16 protein-coding genes are annotated in these 16,670 nt (G+C 67.5%); 1 reads left to right on the forward strand and 15 read right to left on the reverse strand.

What is annotated here, in order from left to right; genetic code table 11:
* Positions 1–252: 252 nt before the first annotated feature.
* The 4 genes from AC5P5S_RS13085 to AC5P5S_RS13100 all read right to left on the reverse strand — a co-directional run bounded on the left by AC5P5S_RS13085 (position 253) and on the right by AC5P5S_RS13100 (position 5,288).
* Entirely contained in the window at positions 253–1,287 is a 1,035-nt protein-coding gene (locus AC5P5S_RS13085; RefSeq protein WP_005408041.1) for a fimbrial protein, read from the reverse strand.
* Positions 1,278–3,842 carry a fimbria/pilus outer membrane usher protein gene (locus AC5P5S_RS13090; RefSeq protein WP_005412212.1) on the reverse strand — a complete coding sequence of 855 codons (2,565 nt, stop codon included), beginning with the start codon at positions 3,840–3,842 and terminating at the stop codon, positions 1,278–1,280. The genes AC5P5S_RS13085 and AC5P5S_RS13090 overlap by 10 nt, the downstream gene beginning before the upstream one ends.
* Before the next feature lie 92 nt (positions 3,843–3,934).
* Positions 3,935–4,663 (reverse strand): fimbrial biogenesis chaperone, encoded by a 729-nt coding sequence (locus AC5P5S_RS13095; RefSeq protein WP_231336761.1) that lies wholly within the window; start codon positions 4,661–4,663, stop codon positions 3,935–3,937.
* 85 nt (positions 4,664–4,748) lie between these two features.
* Positions 4,749–5,288 carry a fimbrial protein gene (locus AC5P5S_RS13100; protein WP_005408038.1) on the reverse strand — a complete coding sequence of 180 codons (540 nt, stop codon included), beginning with the start codon at positions 5,286–5,288 and terminating at the stop codon, positions 4,749–4,751.
* A 459-nt stretch (positions 5,289–5,747) separates the two neighbouring features.
* Here AC5P5S_RS13100 and AC5P5S_RS13105 point away from each other — a divergent pair, with 459 nt between their 5' ends.
* On the forward strand, positions 5,748–6,113 hold the full coding sequence (locus AC5P5S_RS13105; RefSeq protein ID WP_005408037.1) for a hypothetical protein: 366 nt from the start codon (positions 5,748–5,750) through the stop codon (positions 6,111–6,113).
* Between the two features lie 10 nt (positions 6,114–6,123).
* On the opposite strand, the gene pncB is transcribed toward AC5P5S_RS13105, so the two are convergent.
* The 11 genes from pncB to xpsH all read right to left on the reverse strand — a co-directional run bounded on the left by pncB (position 6,124) and on the right by xpsH (position 16,668).
* Positions 6,124–7,302: a nicotinate phosphoribosyltransferase gene (gene pncB, locus AC5P5S_RS13110; RefSeq protein WP_005412211.1), complete on the reverse strand. Its 1,179-nt coding sequence runs from the start codon at positions 7,300–7,302 to the stop codon at positions 6,124–6,126.
* A gap of 109 nt (positions 7,303–7,411) precedes the next feature.
* Positions 7,412–8,251, reverse strand: coding sequence for a glycosyltransferase family 2 protein (locus AC5P5S_RS13115; protein WP_062607824.1), 840 nt, complete (start codon positions 8,249–8,251; stop codon positions 7,412–7,414).
* Complete coding sequence (locus AC5P5S_RS13120; RefSeq protein ID WP_495276323.1) at positions 8,248–9,099, reverse strand: glycosyltransferase family 2 protein; 852 nt, start codon at positions 9,097–9,099, stop codon at positions 8,248–8,250. Before AC5P5S_RS13120 ends, AC5P5S_RS13115 begins: the two co-directional genes overlap by 4 nt.
* A gap of 338 nt (positions 9,100–9,437) precedes the next feature.
* Entirely contained in the window at positions 9,438–11,639 is a 2,202-nt protein-coding gene (gene gspD / locus AC5P5S_RS13125; protein WP_033834384.1) for a type II secretion system secretin GspD, read from the reverse strand.
* Between the two features lie 9 nt (positions 11,640–11,648).
* Positions 11,649–12,443 carry a type II secretion system protein, XpsN-like gene (locus AC5P5S_RS13130; protein WP_005408032.1) on the reverse strand — a complete coding sequence of 265 codons (795 nt, stop codon included), beginning with the start codon at positions 12,441–12,443 and terminating at the stop codon, positions 11,649–11,651.
* Complete coding sequence (gene gspM / locus AC5P5S_RS13135; protein ID WP_062607829.1) at positions 12,433–13,146, reverse strand: type II secretion system protein GspM; 714 nt, start codon at positions 13,144–13,146, stop codon at positions 12,433–12,435. The genes AC5P5S_RS13130 and gspM overlap by 11 nt, the downstream gene beginning before the upstream one ends.
* A complete protein-coding gene (locus AC5P5S_RS13140) occupies positions 13,121–14,266 on the reverse strand; it encodes a PilN domain-containing protein (RefSeq protein ID WP_062607831.1) in 1,146 nt (381 codons plus the stop codon). The genes gspM and AC5P5S_RS13140 overlap by 26 nt, the downstream gene beginning before the upstream one ends.
* Positions 14,263–15,126 carry a type II secretion system minor pseudopilin gene (locus tag AC5P5S_RS13145; RefSeq protein ID WP_062607834.1) on the reverse strand — a complete coding sequence of 288 codons (864 nt, stop codon included), beginning with the start codon at positions 15,124–15,126 and terminating at the stop codon, positions 14,263–14,265. Before AC5P5S_RS13145 ends, AC5P5S_RS13140 begins: the two co-directional genes overlap by 4 nt.
* Entirely contained in the window at positions 15,123–15,755 is a 633-nt protein-coding gene (locus tag AC5P5S_RS13150) for a type II secretion system protein J (RefSeq protein ID WP_062607837.1), read from the reverse strand. The genes AC5P5S_RS13145 and AC5P5S_RS13150 overlap by 4 nt, the downstream gene beginning before the upstream one ends.
* Positions 15,752–16,177, reverse strand: coding sequence for a type II secretion system protein XpsI (gene xpsI, locus AC5P5S_RS13155; RefSeq protein WP_005408027.1), 426 nt, complete (start codon positions 16,175–16,177; stop codon positions 15,752–15,754). Before xpsI ends, AC5P5S_RS13150 begins: the two co-directional genes overlap by 4 nt.
* Positions 16,174–16,668: a type II secretion system protein XpsH gene (gene xpsH, locus AC5P5S_RS13160; protein WP_062607838.1), complete on the reverse strand. Its 495-nt coding sequence runs from the start codon at positions 16,666–16,668 to the stop codon at positions 16,174–16,176. The genes xpsI and xpsH overlap by 4 nt, the downstream gene beginning before the upstream one ends.
* Positions 16,669–16,670 lie beyond the last annotated feature (2 nt).

The raw sequence follows: 16,670 nt of genomic DNA on the forward strand, positions 1-16,670 counted from the left end.
AGCCGGTGCGGGGAAATGCCAGGAGCTGTAGCCACGTCTGGATCCTTTCGGCGTTCCCGTCCAATACCCGCAGGCAGGAGACGGTCACCTCATGAGGAAACTCCAAAATCGCGACGTACATCACATTCGAATGATGGTACGCGCGTCGTGGCATTGATCTTCATCGTTGGAAGATCAAGACGCAGTCAACGCCGCCCGTGTCACGGGCGACGTTGCGGTGGAACGCAGCAGTGGCTGCGGCCTGGGGCCGCCTTACTCGTACTGGATGGTGAAGGTGGCCTGGCCGTTCGCGACACCGGCACCGACCGTGCCGGCCTGGGTCTGCACATAGCGGGCGCGCAGCGGCAAGGTCATCGTGCTGGTGCCGGGGGTGGTGGTACCGACATTGACGGTCTGGCCGAAGCGCACTTCGCGCTCGGTGGTGCCATCGCGCTGGACCATCTGGATGCCGATGCGGGTGGCGCTGTTGGTGGCCGCACTGAGCTTCAGCACGCCCGGCATGTTCGAGCTGTCCTGATCGGCATCGAGGCGGATGCCGATCTTGCTCTGGTACTGCGCGACATTGCTGCCCTGGCAGTTCAGGCGGATCTCGAAATCGCGGTCAACGGCCTTGGAACCGACACCGGTGAAGGTAGTGTTGGGCACGCTGCCGAAATCGACGGCGATATTGCGGCTGCCGGCCTGCACTTCACAGGTCGGGCTGACCACGGTGGTGCCCGAGCCCTTGAAGGTCGAGGTCAGTTCCGGACGGCCAGGGCCGTCGCCGTCGAGATAATAGGTGGTGAAGCGGCCGTTAGGCGCGATGATGCCCGAGCCCGTCTGCGCGGCGGTCTTGATCAGCTCCACCCGGAAGCGGCCACCGTTGAGGGTCAACGTCCGGCTGCCCCCCAATTGCAGGGTATGCGGGTAGTAAGTCTGGATGGTGCCCGAATCACGATAGACACGAATGCCCACCCCGGCTACATCGGTGGCATAGACGTTGCTGAAACCCGGGACCGCGTTCTGCTGCGCGGCGTTGACGAAACGGCCATTGGCACTACCGCCCCAGCGATCGCAGTAACCGATGCTGTCGCGCTGGTTGATAGGCACGATCAGCTCCTTGATCACACCACCGACGGGCAGACTGGGCAGGATTACGATCTGCCCCATGTCCATCTGCACGTCCTGCGCGACAAAGCCCTGTTGGGTGATGTAGCAGGTCGCCAACGCCGGGCTGGCCACGGCAATACCAGCCAATATGGCCACCGCACTCAGCGCCTTGCGGCCACGGGAAGAGATCATCGGCATGCTGCCTCCAGCGGGATGAAGCCGGTCTTGGACGCATCGGCGCCCGCCGGAACCTGGTAATCGACGGTGCAGCGCTGGTCGGCGCCGGCGCCCCACTCCACCAGCAGGCGGCCCTGGTTCTTTTCACTGCGCACGTACAGGCGGCCACCCTGGCTGACCATGCCCACCGGCTGGCCCTGCTCATCCTTGACCTGCGCACCGAACGGCATGGTGCGGCCATCCGGGTTGCGCACCTGGATCAGCAGCGCGTTGCCCTTGCGGGTATCGAAGCGCAGGTAGCTGATGGCACCGGCGAACGGCGCGATCGACTGGCTGGTGCTTTCCAGCTCGACGTCGTGGGCCATGCCCTGCGGGTCGAGGGTGACGGTGTTGAGGCGGTACGGGGAAACGTACGGGACCACCGCGTAGCCGCGGCCATCGACGCGCAGGCCCGGGGCGTTGCTGACGATCGCATCGCGTGCGCCCGGCGCTTCCACCAGCACCATGGTGTCGCCACGCTGCGGGGTGAAGGTGAAGCCGCCCGGATGCACGACCACGCTGCCGTTGGCACCGACCGAAGCCTGGCGGAAATCGCGCGAGTGGCTGTAGGTCGCGTTCAACGCGGAGTAGCGGCTGCGGTACTCGGCGTTGCCGACCGCGGTGGTGCCACCTTCGCGGGAATCGGACAGCGCCACGCCGTAGCTGAAGTTGTTGTCGACACCGGCCGAACCGGTGATGCCGACGCGGCTGTTGTCGTAGCCACCGCGGTCGCGCACGCCGAGATCGGCGCTGAACGACACCGGGTGGGAACCACGACCCAGCGGCACGCTCATCGACAACAGGTACTGGGTGTCGGAACGGCCCAGCACGCCCTCTTCGGTGCGCAGCGCAGAGAAGCCGTAGTTCACCGAGCGCCAGGCATTGTTGTAGCCCACCTGGTACTGCTTGGAGGTGCCGGAACGGTCGTAGAAGTCACGCACCGAACCGGTCACGTACAGCGCGCCGCCGCGACGGCCCAGCGGCTGGTTCAGCGTTACCTGGAACTGGCTGCGCTGGCGGCCACGGGTGGTCGGATCGATGCCGCGCTTGTCCGAATCACGGCCGTACAGCGCGTCCTGCAGGCTGTAGAAGCCTTCGGTCGAATAGCGGTAGGCGGCCAGCGTCAGGTTGGTCCCGGTCTCGCCGATCATGTTGCTGTAGCTCAAGCGCACGCTGGCACCGGTGTGGTTGCCGTAGTGATCGAACGAGGTACGCGCATGGGTGACGTCGGCAGCGAATGCGCCGACCGGCGTGGACAGGCCGACGCCGTACAGCAGCGACAGGTAGCCATCGCTCAGTGCACTGCCACCGTACAGGGTCAGCTGGTTGCCGATACCGCGCTGGTAGGTGCCCTGCACCAGCCACGGCTCATCGGCCAGCAGCTTGTTGCGCACCTGGCCGGCCGTCAGCGAGTAACGCGACACGCCTTCGCGCAGCATCTGCGGCACCGAACCGAACGGCACCTTGAATTCGCGGCGGCGGCCATCGGCCTCGATCACGCTCACTTCCAGATCACCGCCGTAACCGGTCGGGTACAGGTCGTCGATGACGAAGCTGCCCGGCGACACGGTGGAGGAGTAGATCAGCTGCTCGTTCTGGCGCACTTCGATGCGCGCGTTGGTCTCGGCGATGCCGCGCACGACCGGCGCGTAACCGCGCAGCGAATCGGGCAGCATGCGGTCGTCGCTGGCCAGGCTGGCACCGCGGTAACCGATCGAATCGAACAGTTCACCGGTGGTGTAGGCCTCACCGATGGTGAGCATGCCGCGCACCTGCGGAATGCCGCGCTGCGCATAGGTGGCGATGCTCTGCCAATGGCGGCCGTCGCCCTCGGACCAGGTCAGGTTCGAATCGTGGCGGAACTGCCAGCCACCCAGGTTCATGCCGGCGTTGAGGCCGAGGTAGGCACTGCGGTTGCGCTGGCCACCTTCGACGCGACTGTCGCTGTCGATGGCATTGAAGCTGTAGCCGACGAAACCGGCATTGATGCCACGGTCCCACAGCGCCGGGTTGACGTAGCCACGCGCCTCGCGGCGCAGGAACACCTGCGGGATGCTCAGGTCGTAGCGCAGGTTGCCGCTGTCATAGACACCATAGGCATTGGCCATGCGCTGCTGGACCGGCACGCAGCTGGTCTTGTCGGTGGGCACGGACGGATCCTGCTGCAGCAGCACGGCCTCGCTGTCCACGCCCATTTCTTCCAGCATCGGCAGCGGCAGGCAGGCGTCGACACGGCCCTGCGCATCGGCCTTGAACTGCAGATCGCGACGGCCCTGCCAGGCACCGTTGACGTACACGTCGACACGATAGTTGCCGGCCACCATCGGGTTGCCGTTGCTGAAGGCCGCCAGGTCCACCTGCTTGGCCTGGCCAGACAGGAAGCTGGAGTTGAACTGCGCCGATTCGGGTGCACGCGCATTGGCCGCACCACTCTGCGCCATGAGCGCCTGTTCGCCGAGATTGGCCGGGGCAGCCAGCGCCCATCCTGGGCAGGCCACGCCAGCAACCAACAGGCAAAGCGCCTGATGGATCGACAATGTCAATCTGTTTCCGATCACACTGACATTCCTTCAATTCGCCGCACAGCGGCGGTGGCGGGATGCGCAGGCCAGGGGCCGGCGCGGCGCGTTCAGCCCCCGGTGCTGCCGAGGCGGATGGTGTGTTCCACCCGGCCGCCGTAGTCGTTGATGGTGATGAAGCGGACCTGGTCGGTGCCCGCCGGTGCGGCGAACTCCAGGCTCTGCTTCGGCGCGACCATCGCGCCCTTGTCCTCGACGGCCTTTTCACTGCTGCCGGTCACGGCATGTACTTCGGCCAGAGTGACGTGGAAGGGGCCCGGGTTTTCCACCCGCAGGCGGTCGCCATTGCGGGTCCAGCGCAGCGCTGCCGGCGCATCGTTGGCGACGCCCTTCAGGCCCTGCGGCCGGTAGAAAAGCTTCAGGCGCGAACGAAACGCGACCTGCAGGTAATTCTGTTCGCCGCTGTCAGCGTTGTCCGGGGACGGCGGCACATCCAGCACGTTGAGCCAGAACACCGACTCGCGGTCGGTCGGCAACTGCGCGCCGGAGAAGATCAGTCGCAGCGCCTGGCTGCGGCCCGGCTCGACACGCGCGATCGGCGGCGTCAGTACGAACGGGGCATCGCTGGTATCGGCGGTCTGGTTGGCGTCGCCGCTGTCGATCCAGGCCTGCACCAGCGCCGGCGAATCGCCCACGTTGTCGACCTGCACGGTGACTTCGCGCGCCTGCGCCGGATAGATCACTCGCGTGCCATTGACCACCACGCCGGCCAGAGCGTTCTGGCAGAAGGGCAGCGTGAACGCTGCCAGCAGCAGCGCCCGGGGAAAGAATGCTTTCATCGGAAGTACTACGCTCGAGGTATGTGGCCAGGGGCCGCGATGCACTGGCCGGCGCGTACGCCGGCCAGTGCGGGTACGGCTACGATCAGTTGTAGATGATCGTGTACTTGACGCTGCTGGTGACGTCGCCCGGGGTGGCGGCGGCAGTGGCGTAGTACTCAGCGTAGTAGTTCAGGTCGGCCGAGCCGTCGGTGCCGACGGTGACCCACTGCGAGTTGGTCTGGGCCAGGCCAGCGCCGGCAGCCTTGATCGGCAGGACCTGGTTGTTCGAGCCCAGCAGCTGCAGCTGCACGTTGGTGGCAGCGTTGGCCGAGGCCTGGTTCAGCAGGCGGCCGGTGTTGAAATCAACGGTCGAACCCGGCTCGAAGTAGGTCGCGACGTTGCCGGCGCTGCACTTGGTCAGGTTGATGGCGAACGGGGTACGACCGGCAACGGCACCGGCGGTGGCCAGGGTGTTCTTGGACACGGTCGGCAGGTTGACGGCGAAGTCCTTGCCGCCCGGGGTCGAGATGGTGCAGGTCTTGTCGGTCACCTTGCCGTTGAAGGTGATGGTGCCGTCGGCGGCGTTGGCGGCCAGCGGAGCGGCGGCCAGCATCAGAGCGGCAATGAGGTTGATCTTGTGCATTCGCTTTTACCTAACCCTACTGAAGAGATGAGAAGTAGAGGAGGAAGCAAGGAGCACTGCCGGGCTATCAAGACCCATCCTTGCGTCTCACCTGTGGCCGGACTCGGACATACCTTCCCCTGAATCCGTGACGCAAGTATAGGCACAACTGTGATGAAAGTCTCATTATTTTTCTGAACGCCAATTCATTGACGCCTCAAATGTGACGTGTTAGGCGAAATCATGATTGGGGGAGCGCAAGGAATTTGACGGTGGCCGGATCAGGCCACAAACGACCCTGCATGACGCACCTGGCGGCGCATTCGGCATGCGCGGAAACAGGCCTTTTTAAGGTGGAAATCACCTTATTTGATGCGCATCACTCTTTGTTGGTGATGGCCCTAGCAGATTCGGAATCGTCCTATTAAAGACGGATCGAACCTGTCGCTAACTAGGACACACCGAACCAGAGAACGTGTCATGAGAACCTCCCTTCTGCTGTGCGTGGCCCTGATGTCCGTCAGTGCGCTGGCCCAGGCCAGCAGCGGCAGCATTCGTTTCAGCGGCCGTATCGCCGAGCCGGGCTGCATGACCAACCTGTCCCAGGGCGAGCTGAGCCTGGCGGCCTGCCCGCCGTCGGCCAAGGGCTCGACGGTGGCTGTGACGGCGCTGGCCGATGGCCAGGCCGCGACGCTGCGCGACGGCAAGCGCCAGGGGCAGAAGCTGTCGGTGTCGGCCAGCGCGATGCGCGCCGGCGATATCGCCTTCTCCGAGCGCTACAGCGTGCAGGCTTCGAAGCAGCAGCCGCTGCAGGGCGCCTACCTGGTGGTGGTCGACTACCTGTAAGCCGACGTGTTTACGCCGGCGGCAGCTCGAAGACCTGGCGCAGGTAGGCCAGGTAGCCGGGGTCGTCGCACATGCTCTTGCCCGGCGAATCGCTGAGCTTGGCCACCGGCTGGCCGTTGCAGCGGACCATCTTGATCACGATGTTCAGCGGCGTCGGACCCAGATCATTGGTCAGGTGGGTGCCGACGCCGAACGCGACCTGGCAGCGACCACGGAAGTAGTCGTACAGGCGCATGACCTTGGCGATGTCGAGCCCATCGCTGAACACCAGCACCTTGCTGCGCGGATCGACGCGGCGCTGCTGGAAGTGCGCCAGCATGCGGTCGCCCCAGTCGAACGGATCGCCCGAATCGTGGCGGACACCGTCGAACAGCTTGCAGAAGTACATATCGAAGTCGCGCAGGAACGCATCAAGGCCGACCACGTCGGACAGCGCGATGCCGAGGTCGCCGCGATACTCGCGTGCCCACGATTCCAGCGCCGCCACCTGCGAGTCACGCAGGCGTGGGCCCAGCGCCTGGAAGGCCTGCAGATACTCATGGGCCATGGTGCCGTGCGGGGTCATGCCGTACAGGCGGGCGAAGTGCACGTTGCTGGTGCCGACCAGCTGCGGGCCCAGTGCATCGCGCAGCAGCGGCAGCAGGCGCGCGTGCCAGTCGCGCGAGTAGCGGCGGCGGCTGCCGTAGTCGGCGATGCGGCACTGTTCGAAACCGGGGGTATCGCGCAGCAGCGCGGCCTTGGCCTGCAGGCGGCGCTCGCCTTCGGCGAAGTCAGGCGTGGTGGTGTTGCGGAACCAGACTTCGTTGATGATCGCCAGCAGCGGCACTTCGAACAGGATGGTGTGCAGCCACGGGCCGGTGATGTCCAGTTCGATCTCGCCGGGCACGGTCTTCGACGCGCGCAGCTGGATGTACTTGCGGTCGAGGTGGAACAGGCCGAGGAAATCGGCGAAGTCGGGCTTCACGAAGCGCAGGCCACGCATGTAATCCAGCTCCGCGTCGCTGAAACGCAGGCTGCACAGGTGGTCGATCTCTTCGTCGATCTGGTCGATGTAATGGGCCAGGTCGATGCCGGGCGTGCGGCACTTGAACCGGTACTGCACCTGGGCACCGGGGTGCTGGTGGAGCACCGCCTGCATCATGGTGAACTTGTACAGGTCGGTGTCGAGCAGGGACTGGATGATAGGCATGGGGCGGATTATGCGCCCAGCAGGGTGAACCGGGGTGGCTGCGGCCACGCTCGGCTCTCCGCGGAACGGCATTGGTAGATCCACGCCATGCGTGGATGCCCTTCCGGCTCTACAACGACCTGCGCACCAGGCGCGGCACCAGCATCAGGGCGTGGGCCCAGATCGCGCCCCACACCGCCACGCGCACCGGCAGCGAACGCTGACTGGCCTCGAACTTCCGGAAATAGCGCCACAGGCCCCGGTGCTTGTGCCATTCCACGAAGAACGGCCGTGAGCGGCTGGAGACACCGCGCACATGGGTGACCTGCAGGTCGTTGGCGATCGCCACCACCGCGCCAGCCTCACGTGCGCGCCGGCACAAGTCCAGGTCTTCGGCGTGCAGGCGATAGCCAGCGTCCCAGCCACCGATGCGGTCGAACAGCGCACGCGGCATCAGCAGCAGCGCGCCAGACAACGCCGGCACCCGCTGCAGCGCCTGCTGCGGATCGCGCGGGACCGACAGCTTCGAGCCTTTGCCGGGCGAACGCAGCATCAACAGGAAATCCGGATCACGACGGCGCACGGCCTCGTCGGCATGGCCATGCTCGTCCAGCTGTTCGACACCCAGCAGGCAATCCCCCAACCGTTCGGCACGGCTGCGCAGCTCGGCCAGAGTATCGGGCTCGACCATCAGGTCCGGGTTGATGAAGGCCAGCCACGGGCTGTGCGAATCGGCCACCCCCTGGTTGTTTGCGGCGGCAAAGCCGGGATTGTCCGGATTGCCGACAAAACGCACGCGCGGGTCGTGGCTGGCATGGCGCTGCACGATATCCAGCGTGCCATCCATCGAGCCGTTGTCGATCACCCGGATTTCGGCCACGTCCCGCGCCTGGCGCAGGCGCGAGAGACAGGCATCGATGGTGCTGCCGCTCTGGTAGGTGACGACGATGGCGGCGATGGCAACATTCAAACGGGTGGCTCCGGCGCGGAAGGAACGAACAGGTCGCCCTGTTCCTTCGGCATTATCGCCTGCCGCATGCGCTGCTGCAGGTCGGCACGCAGCCCGCGCAGCGGGTCGTGCATCAGGAAGTCCGCCAACCGAGGCACCCAGCCCGGCCAGCGCGCAGCCAGCGCTTCAAGATCGCCGTCACGGCTGATCGCCTCCCCTGCCCGGCTGACGAAGGCGGTCTCGCACAGCACGTTGCGCCATCCCAGGCCGGCCATGCGCAGGCTCAGGTCCACCAGCGCCGCGTTCCAGCCGGCGTAGCTGTCCACGTCCAGGCCCCCGGCACGTCGACGCGCGTTGCCCCGCACCAGCACCGCATGGGTGACTGCGGACGGCAGCTCGGGGTGCAGGGTTGGCAATGTGGCACAGGTATGCGCCAGCAGGGCCGGATCATGGGGTTCGGGATTGATTTCGCCCAGCCGTGGCCACGCAGCGGTTTCGCCGGCATTGCACCACGGGGTTGCGGTGGCGATGGCGGCATCGCGGGCGAAGGTGTCCTGCAGCTGCTGCAGCCAGCCCGGCGCGGGCACGCTGTCCGGTGCCAGCACCGCCACGTCCATGCCATCGCAGGCGCGCAACATCTCGTCCAGGTGGGCCACCTCGCCCAGCGGCCGCGCGCGGCGGGTGTACTCGGCCTGCAGTGGCGTATGCGCCAACCAATGTTCCACCACCGCCTGCGCGCGCGGCCCGGTCTGCGCATCGTCGGCCAACCAGACCGCGGTGCCCGGCGCGGTGCCGGCATCCAGTGCGGCCAGGCAGCGGTCGAGCGCGGCATCGTCCACGCACAGCGGCAACAACACGATCGCCCCCATCCCGCCTCCGTGGTTGTCGTTAGCCACAGCCTAGCACCGGGAGGGTATCGGCCGGGTTGCACCCGGCACCCGCTTCAGGCCAGGGCAACAGCAACAGCCGAAGCAAGAGCTGGGTTCCTGGGGTTGGCGGGGTGGGTCCGGTTGCGGGGGACGCTGCAAGTCCCCCTTTCGGGGCCCGGCCCAGCCGCTGGCGGCTGGGCCGGCCTGTGGGTTTACGGCGTGTCCTGCCAACCCACACCGCCCCGCCACCCCTCAGTAAACCCGCTGTTGCCGTTGCTCCGGCTCTGGCTCTGGCTCCGGCCTCTGCGGGTGCCGGGCGCAGCCCGGCCGCAAACCCCTTACTTCTTTGCGCGCGGCTGGTTCAGCGGCTCCATCGCGCGGAAGCGCTGGCTGTACTCGTCGGTCAGATTCCGCGCTTCCTGCCCGTTACGCACGATGCTCGGGGTCAGCAGCACGATCACTTCCGAACGGCGGCTGGTGCGGCTCTTCTGCCCGAACAGCGCGCCGACCACCGGAATCCGGCTCAGGCCGGGAATGCCGCTGCTGCCATCGGTGGCCGAATCGGTGATCAGGCCGGCCAGCATGATGGTGTCGCCGCTCTGCACCGCCGCTTCGGTCGACAGCTTCTTGGTGGAAATCCGCGGGTTGCAGTTGCGCTCGGTCGGATTGCAGTTGTCGGGCACGTTCGAGGCGCTGCTCACTTCCTGCACGATATCGAGGAACACCGTGCCATCGCGGGTTACGCGCGGGCGCACCTTCAGGATCACGCCGGTGTCGATGTACTGCACCGAACTGTAGGTGCCGGTGCCGATACCGGTGTTGACCGTGGTGGTGTTGATCGGCACCTTGTCGCCCACGTTGAGCGTGGCCTCGGCGTTGTTGCGCACGAACACCGAGGGGGTCTGCAGCAGGCGTACATCGGTGACCTTGTCCAGCGCGCTCACCACCGCCGCACCATTGTGGCCGGTGAATGCCCAGCCCAGGCCTTCGCCACCGGTTGCGGCACCGGCGAAGCTGCTCCAGGAGCCACCCGCTGCTGCCGGCAGGGTCACGCCGCCCAATGCTCCCGTCAGGGCACGCCCGGCCACGGCATTGTCGAAGAACCAGTTCACGCCGTACTTCAGGTCACCATCCAGCGATACCTCGGCCACCTGGGCTTCGATGTGCACCTGCAGCGGCATCACGTCCAGCTTCTCGATCACCTCGCGGATCGAGCGCCAGGCCTGCGGGCTCGAACGCACCAGCAGGGTATTGGTCTCCTCCACCGCCGAGACGCCCACGCGATCGCCTTCCACTTCCAGGCTGACGCTGACGTTGCCGGACTGGCGCTGCGGCAGGTTCATGCTGCCGTTGCCGGCACCGCTGGAACCGCTGCCCGGGGTCGAACCGAAACTGCTGCTGTTGTTGCTGTCCATGCCGCGCTCGCCGTCGCTGCCCAGCTGCGATGGAATCGCGCCGGGTGCCAGCGATGCCGGGCTGGAGCCGCCGCGGTTGCCGCTGCTGGCGAAGGCTTCACTCAGCCGCTCGGCCAGGTCGCGCGCCTTGATGTAGCGCAGCTCGTAGGAGAACAGGCGGGCGCTGCCACCGGCGGTATCGATACGGTCCAGCCACTGCTGGATCTGGTCCAGGTAACGCACCTGCGGGGTGATCACCAGCACGGCGTTGGCGTTTTCCAGCGGCAGGAAACGGAACATGCCGGCGCTGGGGGTCTTGCTCTCCTCGCCGAACACCTTCTCCAGGTCGGCAGCGACCTGCTCGGCCTTGCCCGACTGGATCGGGAACACGCCCACCGACATGCCCGACAGCCAGTCGACGTCGAAGATCTCGACGGTGCGCATGTAGTTTTCCAGCTCGGCGCGGGTACCGCCCAGGGTGATCACGTTGCGGCCGCTGTCGACGTTGACGATGGCATTGGGCCGCGCATAGGGCTCCAGCACCTTCTTCATCTCGGTGGCGGAGATGAACTGCAGCGGGATCACCCGTACCTCGAAGCCACGCGCACTGGCTGCAGGCGCCGTGCTCGGCGCAACCGTACCGGCCAGCGCCTGGTCGGCAGCGACGATGTTGTAGCGGCCACCGCTGTAGACCATGCGGGCGTTGTTCCAGCCCAGCACCATCTCCAGCAGGTTCAACGCCTGGGCCGGCGACACCGGCTTGGGCGTGGCCAGGGTGACCGTGCCCTGCACGCCCGGTGCGATCACGTAGTTCTGGCCCAGCATGTCACCGAGGATGGCCTTGACCACCGCGTGCACCGACTCGCCTTCGAAATTGAAGGTTGCTTCACCGGTGCTGGCGCCATGCAGCGCCGGTGCCGGTGCACGTGCTGCTTCGCGGTTGATCATGGTGCCGGTGCCACGGCGGATCACCGCCTGCGGAGCGCCCTGGGCGTCACGGGCAGCATCTGCTGCGACATCAGCGGCCTGGCCGGCCTCGGCAGTGGGCGACAGATTGCCCTTGCGCTGCACATGCGGCGCGGACACGGTGCTGCAGCCGACCAGCAGCGCGAGGGCAAAGGACCAGGGAAGAAAACGCAGGCTCATGCATTCACTCTATCGGTTGGTGCCATCGCCCGGGGGCGGCGACGGTTGTTGCTGCTGTTGTTGCTGCAGCTGGCGGCGACGGGCCTGGATGCGTTCGCGGATGGCCTGCATCTGCGCTTCGCTGGGGCCATTGGTGTTGGCAGGAGGTGCCGCGGCGGCGGCTGATGGCACGCTGCTGGCGGGCTGCGGCTGCGCGGTTGCGGTTGCAGCAGCCGGAGGTGGGGATGGCATCGGCGGTGCGCCCGCCGGCGGTGGCACAACGACCGCACCCGCCGGCGGCGCGCCATTGGCACCCCGCAGTACGGTGGGCGGCTCGCCGCCCTGGCCATTGAACACGGCCAGTTCCAGCACCTGGCTGCCGCTTGGGCCGATCACCGTGGCCTGGCGCGGCGCAAGCCCCACAAGTTGCCAGCCGTCCACCGCTTCGCCGTTGAGGCGCAGCCGCAGCGAACGGTTCTGTTCGGTGGTGAAGGTGGCCATGCCGAAGTCGCCGGTCAGCAGCACGCCGGTCAGGCGCAGCGCGGCGCTGGCGGCCGGCTCGCTGCCACCGAGCAGGTAGGGCTTCGGCCTGCGGTCCTCGGCGAACAGCGGTCGCTCACCGATCGCGCTGTAGCTGTCGGCGCTGGGCATGCGTTCTGCGGCCAACGGCGGCAGCACCGGCAGCGAAGGCACCGCATCGGCATCGCCATCCGCACCTGGCAACTGGCTACCCAGACCGAAGCCGGTGGCCAGCCAGACCGCCGCAGCCCAACCGGCCAGGGCCAGCAGGAAACCGGTGCGCAGGCTGATCTGCTCAAGTTTCATCAGCGACCTCCTGTCCCTCGACCGGCGCCGCCGGTGCGGGGGCGGGTGGCGCTGAAGCCGGCTGCGGCGCGGACACCGGTTCGGCGGCAGGCGTCGGCGCACTGCCATCGGCAGCAGCCCCCGGCAGCAGGTAACCAGCCAGTTCGAATGACACATCCAGGCCGAGCCCGGATTCATTCGGCGACTGCTGGAAGCGCTGCGCGATCAGGTTGAGGTTGTCGACGAACAGGCGCGGGCTGCCGGTCTCCAGGCTGTGCAGCACCGTGGCCAGTTCGGCCACGCCACAGCGCAGGCGCACCTGCATGGCGACGCGCACGAACTCGGCGTCGCGGCGGTTGTCGGTGAGCGGCGTGCGGTTGCTGATGGTGCAGCTGCGGTTGCCCGGGCTGGCCATCGCCACCGCATCCTGCAGCTTCGCGCCGAGCGCAGCGGCTGCAGCCTCGGCGGTGGCCTCGCGCAGGAAGCCCGGCCGCTGCTGCAGTGCCTCGCGGGTGGCACGCAGGCGCTGCTCGATCTGCGGCTGCTGCTGCAGCTGCGCCTGCACGCGCTGCTCGCGCTCGCGCAGGGCGGCGACATCAGCATCGATTTCGCGCAGCGGCCGGGTGAACCAGGGGTGCACCAGCAGCAGGTAGGCCAGGCCCAGCACTGCCAGCAACAGTGCCAGTGCCAGCCAGCGGTCACGGCGTGCGCTTGGCATCGGCATCGGCCGCCTCCCGGTTCGGGGCTACCGCCGGCAACGGCTGCAGTTCAGCGGTCATGGTGAAGCGGTCGCGGCCACTGGCGGCGCCGTCGGCCTGCAGTACGCCGGTCAGGTTGACCTTGCGCCACTGCGGCGCATCCTGCAGCAGCTGCACCAGCTGCGAGGCCTCGCGGCTCAGGCCGATCAGCTGCAGGTTGTTGTTCTCGATGGCCAGTTTTTCCAGGTACGTTCCCTCCGGCAGGCGCCGGGTCAGTTCGTTCCAGATCTCCACCGTACCCGCGCGCTGGCCGCGCTGCTTTTCGAGGAACGCGGCACCGTCGATCAGCGCCTGCAGCTGGGCACGTTCGCTGGCCACGCCACGTGCACTGCGCGCGCTGCGCTCCACCTGGGCACGCAGTTCGTCGGCTGCCGCGCGGCGATTGTCCAGCACCTGCAGGCCAGACAGCACCAGCATCACCACCGCGGCCACGGCCAGCAGAAGGTTCCAGCGCCGCATCGGGTCGGCCTGCAGCTGACGCTGCGCGGGCGGCAGCAGGTTCACCTGCAGGATGTTGCCCTGCGCGTCAATGGCATCGACACCGGACAGTGCATCGGCCCATTGGCCCACGTTGCTGCGCCAGGCCTCGAGCTGCCGCAACGGCCAGGCCACCAGTTCGACCTGCAGCTGGCCCTCGCCCGCCGCGCCACGTTCACGCACGTCATAGCTGACCTGGCTGGATTCAAAAGGCGTCTGCCGGTCGATCTCGAAACCGACCACCGCACGCAGGCGGTCAGCCGCCGCCGCCGGCAGGCGCAGCTGCCGGCGCAGCACATCGCTTGCCGGCAGCAGCCACACCCGCGGCAAGCTGCGCAGGCGGGCTTCCAGCACGCGATCCAGTTCGGCCGGGGACAGCGGCCACGGCAGCCGTACGACCGGTTCGCGGCGCTCCCCCGCCTCACGCCAGACCTGAAGGTGGTCGCCTTCGCGCTGCAGCAGCAGGCGCGCCTGTGCCCAGCCCAGTGCCCACTGCCAACGTGCCGGCACCCAGGCCAGCAGCGATTGCCGCCACCAGCGCAGGAAACGGCCGGCGCCAGGGCCGATCCGGCCCTGTACCTGCCGCACACTGTCCTGCCATGCCGTCATCTTGCTGTCATTCCCTGCTCCCAGCGAAGCACTGTGTAGGACCGCCCGGGAACCCCGCCCGAGCCATTGCGTACCACTGCCTGCAACACCGACCGGCGTCCACTGTCGTCGGTTGCACGAGACTCGATACTATAGGTGCCGCTGCTGCTGGCAAGCGTTGTCGCACCGCCAGCGGTATCTGCGTCACGCTCCTGCTGTGCGCGCTGCGCCAGCACGGTATCCGCATCCAGGCCCAGTGCGGTCAGCACCGGCGCGGTGGCAAACTGGGGATCCGGGCGCGCCTGGCGGCTGTACAGGGTCAGGTGCGGCAGCATGGCCTGGTACAGCGGGCCGCGCATGCCGAGTACCCGCTGCAGCTCGCCCAGCGTCTCGAAACGCTTGTTGCGGGGGCCATAGGGCAGGCCTGCTGCGGCATAGTCGGGCGCTTCGGCACCGCCGCCGGGCTGCAGCAGGCTGTCTTCGTCGCGCCAGTCGACGATCGCGCCGGCCAGCTGGCGGGCCTGCGCTTCGTCCTCACCCAGCGCCTTGAGGAAGGCGCTCAGCAGGGCCACGTCGGCCAGGTTCAGGTTGATCTTGCCGTTCTCGTCCAGCACCTTGATCTCGATGCTGGCGTCATCGAACTGCCAGCGATAGACACGGCCATCGGCGCGCCAGGGCGCCCGCTGCGGATCGGCGGACAGGCGCGTCAGCGCGTACTCAAGTCCCGCCCGTGCACGCTCCTGGCCACGCGCATCATCATCCAGCGCCCGCTGCTGCAGATGCTCGACCCGCGCGCTCAACGCGAACGCGCCCACCAGCGCCGTCATCAGGGCGATCAGCCACAGGACCAGTACCAGCGCCGCGCCGTGCGCCCGGCTCATCGCGCTCCTCCACTGCCGCCCGCGCGCGGAGCGACGACCAGTGCAGGCCAGGGAGCGCCCTTGGCGGGCACGATCTGGATCTCCACCAGCATCGGCAGGCGCCGGGTGTCATCCCAGCGCGGCGTCCAATCAGTCACCTGCCCGGTGCTGGCATCGATGCCGCGATAGCGTAGTTGCACCGACTTGAGGTTCTCCACCAGCACCTCCGGTGGGCGCGGCGGAGTTTCGGAGATGCGCTCGCCCTCCTGCAGCAGCACCAGGTCGAGCAGGAGGCGTTGCTGGCCGCTGCGGCCATCCACCTGCAGTGCGTGCAGGTAGGCACCGCCACGGCCCAGATAGCCCGGTAGATCGGCCGCGAACAGCATGCGTTGCTCTTCGCCCTGGAAGAAGATCGGTTCGCGGGTGGGATCGGGCACTTCCAGCGGCGTGCGCAGCGCACCGGCCAGCTGCCGCCGCAGCAGAGCCTCGACCGCACGCATGCGTTCGCTCTCGGCGGCAATCTGCTCGCCACGCTGGCTCACCGCCATCGCCGAGCGCACGCTGGCAAAGGCCAACGCCAGGCCACCGGCCAACAGCACCGTGGCCAACATCACTTCCACCAGGGTAAAGCCTGCGGCGCGTCGCTTCATCGCGCGCTCTCCAGGTCCGGCGGCAGCAGGCGCAGGCTGCGCCAGCGCAGTTGTTCGCGTTCGCCCTCGCCCCAGCGCACCTGAAGCTGCAGCTCGGCCAGCCAGGGAGCCCCCGGCGATTGCGCCTGTGCCTGTACTGCGTTGGCGGCACGCGGCTCGACCCATGGCTGTACCTGCAGCTCCCAATGGTATCGGCCCTGTTCCCAGTCGCCCTGCTGGCTGCCCACCTGCAATGGCGCGGCGACACCGGCTTCGGCCAGCAGCGACTGCGCATGCAGCACCGCACGCGTGCGCAGCTCGGCCTCTCGGACCTGTTTCGCGCCACCTGACAGGCTGCCCAGAAGCAGCGTCAGCGCCAGGCCCAGCAAGGCGAAGGCGATGATCACTTCCAGCAACGTAAAACCACGCGCCTGCCGCTTCATGGCGCCTGCCACGGGCCGGAGCGGACCTCGCCGGTCAGCCAGCCGACATCGATGCGCCATTCGGCGCCCTCACGTTGCAGGCGGATGCGGCCACCACTGGAACCACCGTCGGGATGGAACTCGATCACGCCCTGCCCCGGCGCGGTGGCCAGCTGCGCGGCGCCTTCGAACTGCACCTGCAGCTGCGTCGGCACATCGCCCTGCCGCTGGTTGGCCCCCTGCCAACGGTGACGCGCCGGCTCGATCACGAAGCGCTGCGGCTCACCGCGCGCGATGGCCTGGGCGCGCACCATGCGCAGCTGGTTGGCGATGTCCTTGCCGGCGCTGCGCAGCTGCATGCCGGCAAAGCCGCGCGACAGACCCGCAGCGGTGATCAGGCCGATCGCGGCGATCAGCGCGATCACCAGCAGCATTTCCAGGAGCGACAGGCCCGCTGCGCGCCTGCCGTGCAGGCGCGGGCGAGGCAGCCGGCGCGGCAGGAAATGCATCATGC

This window comes from Stenotrophomonas sp. YJH_SMC_54, from assembly GCF_059368435.1.